Annotated in this window: 7 protein-coding genes and 1 pseudogene; 4 read left to right on the forward strand and 4 right to left on the reverse strand. The window is 52.9% G+C overall.

What is annotated here, in order from left to right:
• The coding region (locus B3797_RS14650; RefSeq protein WP_311791457.1) for a maltoporin at positions 1 to 1,184 on the forward strand (1,184 nt) is incomplete at its 5' end.
• A gap of 116 nt (positions 1,185 to 1,300) precedes the next feature.
• Positions 1,301 to 2,215 (forward strand): maltose operon protein MalM, encoded by a 915-nt coding sequence (gene malM, locus B3797_RS14655; protein ID WP_311791458.1) that lies wholly within the window; start codon positions 1,301 to 1,303, stop codon positions 2,213 to 2,215.
• A 271-nt stretch (positions 2,216 to 2,486) separates the two neighbouring features.
• Here the strand turns inward: malM and B3797_RS14660 are convergent.
• Positions 2,487 to 3,413 (reverse strand): annotated as a pseudogene (locus B3797_RS14660) (Rpn family recombination-promoting nuclease/putative transposase).
• Positions 3,414 to 3,726: 313 nt separating this feature from the next.
• Here B3797_RS14660 and B3797_RS14665 point away from each other — a divergent pair.
• Positions 3,727 to 4,197, forward strand: a complete 471-nt coding sequence (locus B3797_RS14665; protein ID WP_311791459.1) for a hypothetical protein — start codon at positions 3,727 to 3,729, stop codon at positions 4,195 to 4,197.
• 319 nt (positions 4,198 to 4,516) lie between these two features.
• Here the strand turns inward: B3797_RS14665 and B3797_RS14670 are convergent, their stop codons facing one another.
• Complete coding sequence (locus B3797_RS14670; RefSeq protein WP_311791460.1) at positions 4,517 to 5,686, reverse strand: MFS transporter; 1,170 nt, start codon at positions 5,684 to 5,686, stop codon at positions 4,517 to 4,519.
• A gap of 394 nt (positions 5,687 to 6,080) precedes the next feature.
• Here B3797_RS14670 and B3797_RS14675 point away from each other — a divergent pair, with 394 nt between their 5' ends.
• Entirely contained in the window at positions 6,081 to 6,770 is a 690-nt protein-coding gene (locus B3797_RS14675; RefSeq protein ID WP_311791461.1) for a winged helix-turn-helix domain-containing protein, read from the forward strand.
• Positions 6,771 to 7,034: 264 nt separating this feature from the next.
• Here B3797_RS14675 and malQ read toward each other — a convergent pair whose 3' ends face one another.
• Positions 7,035 to 9,104 carry a 4-alpha-glucanotransferase gene (gene malQ, locus B3797_RS14680; RefSeq protein ID WP_311791462.1) on the reverse strand — a complete coding sequence of 690 codons (2,070 nt, stop codon included), beginning with the start codon at positions 9,102 to 9,104 and terminating at the stop codon, positions 7,035 to 7,037.
• Between the two features lie 8 nt (positions 9,105 to 9,112).
• The coding region (locus tag B3797_RS14685; RefSeq protein ID WP_311791463.1) for a glycogen/starch/alpha-glucan phosphorylase at positions 9,113 to 9,501 on the reverse strand (389 nt) is incomplete at its 5' end.

Genomic DNA, 9,501 nt, shown 5'->3' on the forward strand with positions numbered 1-9,501 from the left:
GCGGCGGCGAACAACAGTGCTTTCAGGCCACCGGCGCGCAAAGCAAATACCGTCTGGGCAACGAATGCGAAACCTACGCCGAGCTGAAACTGGGCCAGGAAGTGTGGAAAGAGGGCGACAAGAGCTTCTACTTCGACACCAACGTCGCCTATTCGGTATCGCAACAGAATGACTGGGAAGCGACCTCACCCGCCTTCCGCGAGGCGAACGTCAAAGGCAAAAACCTGATCGACGCGCTGCCTGGTTCTACCATCTGGGCGGGTAAACGCTTCTATCAGCGCCACGACGTGCATATGATCGACTTCTACTACTGGGATATCTCTGGCCCCGGTGCCGGTCTGGAAGATGTGGATCTCGGTTTCGGCAAGCTCTCGTTCGCGGCGACGCGCTCCTCGGAGTCGGGCGGCTCCTACACCTTCTCCAGCGATCGCATCCGCGATTACGCCACCAGCACCGCCAATGACGTCTTCGACGTGCGCCTTGCCGGACTGGAAACCAACCCGAACGGCGTGCTGGAGCTGGGCGTCGATTATGGCCGCGCCAACGCGCGCGACGGCTACCGTATCGAAGACGGCGCGTCGAGAGATGGCTGGATGTTTACGGCGGAGCATACCCAGAGCATGCTCAAAGGCTACAACAAGTTCGTGTTGCAGTACGCCACCGATGCGCTGACGTCGCAGGGTAAAGGCGTGCCGCAGGGCACCAACATCAACAACAACGGCAGCATGTACCGCGTTCTCGATCACGGCGCGATTTCTCTCGCCGATCGCTGGGACCTGATGTATGTCGCGATGTACCAGAACGTCGATCTGGATAACAACCGCGGCACCGAGTGGTACACCGTCGGCGTGCGTCCTATGTACAAATGGACGCCGATCATGAGCACCCTGCTGGAAGTGGGCTACGACAACGTGAAGTCGCAGCAGGTCAGCGAACGCAACGGCCAGTACAAAATCACCCTGGCCCAGCAGTGGCAGGCGGGCGACAGCATCTGGTCGCGTCCGGCGCTGCGCCTGTTCGCCACCTATGCCAAATGGGATGAGAAGTGGGGCTACAGCAAAGACGCTTCGGGCGATTTGACGACGCTGGCCGCCGCGGACAGCACCGGTAACGGCCTGTTTACCAACAGCCGCGGCGACAACGATGAGTGGAGTTTCGGCGCGCAGATGGAAATCTGGTGGTAAGCCGCCTCGTCCTGTAAAGCAAGCAGAAGCCGTACGTTCCGCGTACGGCATTTTCTGGGCGGCAGCGGCCATTGCCAGGCCTGAGCGGCTGCCCGATAGCCTGTTGAGAACCTAAAATGAAAAAGAAAACGCTTACCGCGCTCTGTCTGAGCGCCGCGCTGCTGACGAGCCTCGCCTTGCCTGCGCATGCTGAGATCAATCTGGTGCCGCAGGATCTCTCTGCTGCGCCCACTATTCCGACAGCGAGCCTGCAGCGTCTGAACTGGCAGCCCGTTGATTCTTCACGTCCGCAGATCACCACGCTGGCCACCAGCGGTACCCAGCTTGAGGCCAGCGGCATCACCGGGCCGGTCGCCGCCTACAGCCTGCCCGCCAGCCAGGGCGAAATGACGGTAACGCTGAGCAGCGAAGTGTCGCACAATCAGGTATTCGCTCCTAACGTGCTGGTGCTTGACGAGAATCTGCGTCCCGCTGCCTGGTTCCCGAGCCGCTTTTTTACCTATCAGCAGCCGGGCGTAATGAGCGCTGACCGTCTGGAAGGGGTGATGAAGCTGACGCCCGCGCCGGGTCAGCAGAAAATTTATCTGCTGGTCTTCACCACCGCGCAGGATCTCAACCAGACCACCACGCTGGTCGATCCGGCGAAAGCCTACGCCAGAGGCACCGGCCATGCGGTGCCCGATATTCCCGATCCCGTCGCGCGTCACGGCGTAGACGGCAAGATTAAGCTGAAAGTCTCTACCAGCTCCGCCTCCTCGATTCTGGTCGGCCCGCTGTTTGGCTCCGCCGGCCCGGCGCCGGTCACGATCGGCAGCGCCCAGCCGGTTACGCAGGCGGCAGCCCGTACCGCGCCCGCGACACCGTCGGCGCCGCTGGTGAGCGACACCGAAAGTTACTTTAATCAGAGCATCCGTCAGGCGGTGGATCAGGGCAATATCGACAAGGCGCTCAGGCTGCTGGACGAGGCGGAACGACTGGGTTCGACGTCGGCGCGTAAAACCTTTATCAGCAGTGTTAAAGGCAAGGGGTGAAGCTGCCCCGACAGTGCTGAGTTGCCCCACCTGGTGCGCTACGGCGCACCTTTTTTTTTACGAGCGACTGAGGATAGATGAATCGTTATCAGGGAAGGGTTGTTAAAGAGGGGCTTTATAGTTGATTTTTATAGTGACACATTGCTTTTCTGAGCGATGGCGAGCTGAAATAATCATTCTCTTTACACCACTACACACTATTCTGTCTGGTTTAGCTGACACCAGGCGCCCGGTTTATACCGGGCTTTTTCGCTGGAATCCAATAGTCGATTTAGTGCTGAAGCTGGGCCAGGTCATCCGCAGAGAGGCCGGTCATTTTCATAACGGTATTGCTGTCGAGGCCGTTCTGCAACATAGTCCGGGCTACTTCGAGCTTACCTTTGAGCTTCCCTTCATTAATTCCTTCCTGCCGCCCAAGCTGGATACCCTTTTCGATACCTTTTTGTTCAAGCTGCTGCGCGATGGTCATGAGTGCGTCTCCGTGTTGCGGCACACGCTGTGCCAGCTCGCGAACAAAGGCTTCGTAGTCAGCTGACTCGCCTGCCTGTAGTAAATAGTGTATCAGCGCTATTACCTGGGGTGAAGAAAGAGTATCCGCCATCAGTAACGTGGCCAGACGATCGGTAAGGGTCGCAATGTCGCGCTGGTGAATGTGTTTCTACAACAGCGTCAGCGCGGCCATGCTGCGATGCGTCATGATCTCATCATCCGGGATGACCGTCACGTCCACCAGGGGAAACGCGTTGCCATAAAGGCTTTCCGCCAGCGCCGGGTCGTCGAATTCGTCAAGCCATCGTGTTGAATAAGGGTAGGGGCTGCGTTTGCCGGTATAGAACAGCACCGGTATCACCAACGGCAGCTTTTTATGGCCAGCCTCAAGGTGGCGCTGCATCGCGGCGACCGCATAGCGTATCAGGCGAAAAGCCATATGCCTGTCAGGCGTGGACTGGTGTTCAATCAGGACGTGGATATAGCCATCGCCGGCTGAGGTTTTGAGGCTGTAGAGCACGTCGCTGAAATACTGGCGCAGGTCGTCCTCAACAAAAGAGCCGGATTCCAGCTTCAGGGTACTGAGATCGCAGACAGCACGCAGTTCTGCCGGGAGATGCAGTTGCATAAAATCTCGCGCGACGTCCGGGTGGGTCAGGAACTGGCGAAAAGTGGCGTCATGGGGCGTAGGGTTGTTTTTCTTTTTCATCGGTTCAGTCTCGAAAGTCTGGGATGATGATATCACAGTGAAGGGACTATTGACTGGGCCCGAATATCGTTGGTGAACAGCGACCTTAGATAATGCATTAGCACTGCAGAAACTGTATTATGAGCCTGCCTCTTTATTTATAACCTGAAGGATCAGAACTAAGATGCATTACATTGCCCTCAATAAACTGAAGAAACTATCTGCGAATATCTTTCTTACTCTATTAGTCACAGCGGGATGTGCATATATCACTGGATGTACTCCTAGATACGCGGAGGCTTTTAATAAAGCGGTTACATTCAGGGATTATCAGATGTACAAGAGCGATATCACTTACTGGAATTTTAAGGATGGTGTCAAATCCAGTCCAAGCACGTATACACTGAAAATACAGGACCGCAACAAGTATATTTTTTATATAATGGACTATGGCTCTTACAGCTACCTGGGCGGCGTCAGGGTTGATCACTTTGATGAGGATATCAAGCCCTTCACGGAATTCCTGAAATGGGCAGTTAAGCCTGTTGATGAGAGAAACCGAACTGCACAGGCGCTAATGGACAGTGCGCTCTTTAAGCAATATGATCTCACTGTATATACAGAGAAGGATACTCAGGAACCGCTATTGATTATCCGCCGAGATCCGGGCTTTTACATTCCTACAAAAGTTTATGCAATGACAAAATATGAAGTTGCTAAATTGATTCTTCAGAGCGAGGACATCAAATTAAAAAATAAGAATGGTGTAAAAAATGAAACGGATTTTGACCGAATAGGTTTGTAACTCACCCTGACATTTTTCTAACAGGTGATGAACTCTTTTAGTAATTAGCGGTTTTTTATTAAACTAATAATTATACCGCTATTTTAAAGAGAGCTCTATAAAATCCCGCACAACGTACGGGTGGGTCAGGAGCTGGCGAAAAGTGGTGTCATGAGGCGTAGGGTTGCTCTTCTTTTCCATCGGCTCAGTCTCAAGAATCTGAGGCGATGAAAACATATCAAAAAGGAGTATTTACCAGGCTTAAAGCACCAGATCTTAGAGTATTAATTTCTTACCATCAGGCCTGCCAAAGGCAGGCATTGAAATGACTTTTTATCTTTCAGACTGCTTTTCGAGTTGCCTGCCAATAGAATAAAAGCGGCACCAGAATTACCATCGCGCTGAAAATATAAATAACAGTTACAGAGTCATAAACCGATATTACCCAGCCACTTGATACCGAAGCCAGAGGTATAGCCATATAAGATATTAATCTTGTAACTGATACTACTCTCCCGAGTATATAAGGCTCTGTGACTTTCTGTCTGTAGGTAAAATAGGTAACAACAATAATCGATTGAACTAAAGAGGATAGTGCCCAGGTAATGGCGTGCATCAGAGCACTATTTGCGGCCAGTAACAGTATACTGCATAAGCCAATCATCATTGAGCAATAGATAATGATAGAAACATCGGCAAACCGTCCAATTATAGCTGCACCGATGCGCGCACCTAAAATAGAGCCAACCCCAATAATCACAAACATTAAAGCAATTTGTTCTGAGCTCAAATGAAACTGGGCACTATAAATCCAAATCAGGTTGGGGAATACAACCCTGATACCCATATTAATAAAGAAAAAAAGGCAGGATAAATTGAATAATGCTTTTTGGTCTAAGACATATTCAAAACCTTTCCGTAAAGAACCCCAGATGTGTTGCAAAGACAATATCGCCTGTGACTTACGACCATGATAAGTTATAGTTAAAATTATTATAAAAGATAAGAAATAACAAAAGGTAACAAGGATCAATGCGGATTGCCTGGAAAATCTATAGAATAATGCTTCTAAAACAACCGGAGCAAGTATGCTGACAGTGCTGTCAATAACGCCAACACTTGCGTTAATATTCTTGATTTTATTTTGCTCATACAGGTCAGGTATTAACGACTGAAAAACAGGATGATGCATTGCTGACAAGGACGATACAATAAAACCGAGCCCTATAACAAGGTAAGCTGAAGGGTTAAAATCGATAATAAAAAACAGTAACAATGATGTAATGCAGCAAAATAACTCCCCTGCCATAATGATATTTTTCCTGTTATAAATATCACAAATGACCCCTGCGAAAGGGGTTATTATTATATAAGGAAGAACATTCAGCGCATAGGAAAGAGAGACAAGAAAAGCTGAACCACTAATGTCAAGAACAATCAATGGTATAAGAAATGATATCAGCCAGAAGCCAAAAGAAGTGTTGGCATAAGATAAAATAAGTTTATTCATTTTCGGCCTTCGATAATTTCGCAGCAATTACACTCTGGATTTAACCTCCACTTTTCAGTTGTAGTGATAGTCAAATCATCAAAAGAGAAGGTTTTAAGATTGTTTGTCAGCGAGGGCGGCTGTAGATCAGTTAACAGTTTAATTGCTTCACAGATCATAGCGCCCGTTGTCACAGACACGAGAGCTGAAAGAGCCGGGGCTGGCTCCGTATAATCATTTTGGGCACTGCTATCCTCATCGATTATTTTCCTGTTTTGTTCGGACAAAAATGATTTCCAGCATTACCTATAGTTAAATGAAATAAACTTGTTTTGCATTAAGATCCAATGCGAAAATACAATTAGAACGTTTCAGGATATGTTGCAAGTTCTAACCATTCAGTCAAGGATGAACTATGTTTAATAAAAACCTTTTAAATCAGTTAGCTATAGCCTTGGGGAATCAGCGCAGACTTGAAATGTTAGTTCTGATGATGGAGGGACGATATTTCACGGCAAAAGAGTTGGCATACGGAACTGGCCTTCTGCCTTCAGCCGCAACGGCTCATCTTAAAGCACTTGTTGACAGCGGCCTTGTTAAAACCTTTAAGCAAGGTAAATTTAAGTATTTTACGCTCAGCTCCTCTGAAGTAGCCTCTGTTGTAGAGTCGGTTATGTATCTTGCCAGTAGTAAAGGGATACGCCGTAAATTACCCGAGAATGAAATATGTCATGCTCGTTTTTGTTTTAATCATCTGGCTGGACATCTTGGCGTTTTAATTTATCAAAAGTTGCTCGAATTACATTACATTCAGACTGAAGATCATTCTAAGACTATTCATTTGACCAGTAACGGGGCTGACTGGCTTCACTATCATAATTTGCTTCCAGCTGGCCCGGAGTCAATCCCTGAAAAAGCTGCAATCCAGTGCATGGACTGGACTGAACGCGTCCCGCATCTTGGCGGTTTTCTGGGAAATATTCTTGCAGATCGATTCGTTAAATCAGAATGGATTATAAAGAAAAAAAACAGCCGCGCCGTTTTTGTTACTAAGGATGGGAAAACGAACCTTAATCGTATATTTGGAACGAGCGGTTTATTTTAAGAAGAGATTATGTGATTGATATTTATTGAAATTATCAATGAACAGCAGGCTATGCAGCGTAGCATTTTTGCTTTGCCGTTTAGTGTATTTGTCGCCTTAATGTATAGAATTTGTTAGAAAAACCCCTGTTTATCCTGATGCTGGAATAGCGAAAGGATCGCTTCTGGCTGTTGGCCGGGCCGCATTAGCCTGGCACCCGACTGCGCCATAAATATTGCTGCCGCGAGAAAGTCAGCCCGCACGCGGCGGACTAACGTTTAATCGCTACTTAACCTTTTTTCTGCCTCTGTTAACCTGCGCCAGCAGCGTATCGACCGCAGGGTCGCTGAACATCTCCTCCAGCGTTGCGCTGAGCTTGCGTCGCCAGTTGGGATAGGCATCAATGGTACCCGGCACGTTCACCGGCGTCGCCATATCCAGCCACTCTTCCGGCTGTAAACCAAGCAGCGCACTCTGCGTCTCCGCCAGATAATCCAGTATCGCCCGGCTGAGCCTTCTGGTCATACGCGCCCCGCCGCGCTGAAACCGCTGATGCGACGGCAGCGCGCCGCTGCGCAGCAGGGTCTGCAACAGCGCTTTTCTCGCCGCCTGTCGGTCGCGGTAAAGCCCGGCCAGAATAGTTTTATCGGGATAGAGGCCAAGCTCGCTTCCCAGACGGAGATCGTCGCTCCGCCACCAGCCGCGCAGGGTCGGCATATCGTGGGTAGTGGCGACCGCCATTGCCTGACGCGGCCACTGCGCTGGCGGGCGAAAAGCCTGCTTCGACGTCTGCTCGAAATAGAGCACCTTGTAGGAGTAAACGCCGGCGTCTCGCAGCTTATCGACAATCGCCGCGGGCACAGTGCCTAAATCTTCGCCTATCACCATACAGCGGTGGCGCTGACTCTCCAGCGCCAGGATCGCCAGCAGCGCGTCCACCGGATAGTGAACATAGGCACCTTCAGCCGCGCTTTCGCCCTGCGGGATCCACCAGAGACGCAGCAGCGCCATCACATGGTCGATACGCAACGCGCCGCAGTCCTGCATACTGGCGCGCAGTAGGGTGATCCATGGCTCGAAGGCGCGCGCCGCCATCACCTGCGGATCCATCGGTGGCAGTCCCCAGTTTTGTCCCAGCGGGCCAAGAATATCGGGCGGCGCGCCGACGCTCGCCTCAAGGCAGTAAAGCTCCCGCTCACGCCAGGTCTCAGCGCCGTCGCGCGCCACGCCTACCGCCAGATCGCGATAGAGCCCAATCGGCATCTGGTGCTGCTGACAAATCTGCCAGCAGGCTGAGAACTGCTGCGCCGCCAGCCACTGTAGCCAGAGCCAGAAGCGCACCTCGTCACTCTGTTCGATGCGAAACGCCAGCACAGCGGCGCTGTCAGGATGCTGAAAAGCTTCCGGCCAGCTTTGCCAGCCGTGGCAGTCGCTATCCTGCGCGCGCCGCTCGGCGTGCAGCGCATCGAACAGTCCCTGGCTGAGCAGGCTGTCGCCACCCGCCTCGACGAAGGCGTCAAACGCCGCCGTCTCCGCATCCTCCGGGTCGCGACGCCGAAACTGCTGCCAGGCCAGCCGCAACCCTTCCAGCTTCAGGCGCGTCACGGCGCGGTAATCGACATATTCAGCGCTGCGCGCCGCCTGCAGCGCCTGCTGCGTCGCCTCCAGCCGCCACCATATCTGCGCCGCGTCGCTCTGCTGAAAATCAGCCACCTGGTTGACGTCAATGTAGAGAATATTGAGCCAGCGGCGGGAAGAGGGGCTGTAAGGACTGGCGCTCTCCGGCTCGGCAGGGAAAAGGGCGTGCAGCGGGTTCAGCCCAACGAAGGCGCCGCCGCGTTTCGCCGTCTCGCCGATCATCTGCCGCAGATCGCCGAAGTCGCCGATGCCCCAGTTATTCGCCGAACGCAGCGTATAAAGCTGAATGCAGCTGCCCCACAGCGATTCGCCCGCCAGCAGCGCGGCCGGCTCATAGCAGCGCGGCGGCGCGACGATAATGCAGCAGCGGTAGCGTTGCGCCTCATGCTCCAGCGTCAGCTGGTGGTAGCCATCCGGCAAAAGCGGCAGCGAAAGCGTCTCGCCGGCCGCGCAGCGGCCAGACCAGCGTTCGCCCGCTTCGCTGGTCAACTGCCAGTCGGCCGCAGCGAAAAGAACCGGCGTGAGCGCCAGCGGCTCCCCCTGGCGAAAGATAACCGCAGGCGGCAGCGGCGACGCGCTGCCTCTCAGCGGCTGCATCAGCCCCAGCAGCCGCTCGCGGGTAAAGGAGGATACCCGCTGCGGCCGCCCGTGGGCGTCAATATAATCTGGCGCAATCAGGCCGTCCGCCGCGAGATCAAGGTGGTTTTTTGGTTTCATGGCGATCCTCAGCGCGCGGCCTGCCAGATGCGTTGCTGATAGTCGCGGATAGCGCGGTCGGCGCTGAACATGCCGCAGCGCGCGGTGTTCAGGATAGCGGCGCGCGTCCAGGCGTCCCGATCGGCCCACAGCGCTTCAACCTGCTGCTGGGCGTTAAGATAGTGACGGAAATCGGCCAGCACCAGATAGGGATCGCCGCCCTCCGGCCCCAGGCTGCGCGTCAGCGCGGCGAAAGCGGTCCGGTCGCCGTCGCTGAACGTGCCGTCCTCCAGCGCGGTCAGCGCCCGATCAAGCTGCGCATCCTTTTTACGCCATGTTGTCGGTGCGTAACCCGCCAGCTTCAGCGCGCTGACCTGCTCGACGGTATGACCAAAAATAAAGATATTCTCCTCGCCGA

The sequence above is a fragment of the Pantoea sp. UBA5923 genome (genome assembly GCF_002431095.1).
Lineage (GTDB): Bacteria > Pseudomonadota > Gammaproteobacteria > Enterobacterales > Enterobacteriaceae > Pantoea > Pantoea piersonii.

Bases quoted from the DNA above. Each gene is read 5' to 3' on its own strand.
- malM (WP_311791458.1), top strand. From the start codon at position 1,301: ATGAAAAAGAAAACGCTTACCGCGCTCTGTCTGAGCGCCGCGCTGCTG.
- B3797_RS14665 (WP_311791459.1), top strand. From the start codon at position 3,727: ATGTACAAGAGCGATATCACTTACTGGAATTTTAAGGATGGTGTCAAA.
- B3797_RS14670 (WP_311791460.1), bottom strand. From the start codon at position 5,686: ATGAATAAACTTATTTTATCTTATGCCAACACTTCTTTTGGCTTCTGG.
- B3797_RS14675 (WP_311791461.1), top strand. From the start codon at position 6,081: ATGTTTAATAAAAACCTTTTAAATCAGTTAGCTATAGCCTTGGGGAAT.
- malQ (WP_311791462.1), bottom strand. From the start codon at position 9,104: ATGAAACCAAAAAACCACCTTGATCTCGCGGCGGACGGCCTGATTGCG.